This window comes from Staphylococcus sp. EG-SA-15 (assembly GCF_017151895.1).
In the GTDB taxonomy this organism is placed as follows: Bacteria; Bacillota; Bacilli; order Staphylococcales; family Staphylococcaceae; genus Staphylococcus; species Staphylococcus aureus.
Window position 1 is genome coordinate 1 of the sequence record NZ_JACVZN010000176.1, and the last position, 237, is coordinate 237.

Consider the following 237-nt stretch of genomic DNA (forward strand, 5'->3'; position numbering starts at 1 on the left):
CAGATTCAGACAGCGACTCAGACTCAGACAGTGATTCAGATTCAGATAGCGATTCAGACAGCGACTCAGACTCGGATAGCGACTCAGACTCAGACAGCGATTCAGACTCGGATAGCGATTCAGATTCAGACAGCGACTCAGACTCAGACAGTGATTCAGATTCAGATAGCGACTCAGACTCAGATAGCGACTCAGACTCAGACAGTGATTCAGACTCAGATAGCGATTCGGACTCGG

General features: G+C 48.9%; 1 protein-coding gene. It reads left to right on the forward strand.

Annotated features, from left to right (window positions below; all coding sequences use genetic code 11):
• On the forward strand, positions 1-237 hold a 237-nt coding region (locus tag IDG64_RS15705), incomplete at both ends, for a hypothetical protein (protein ID WP_049133575.1).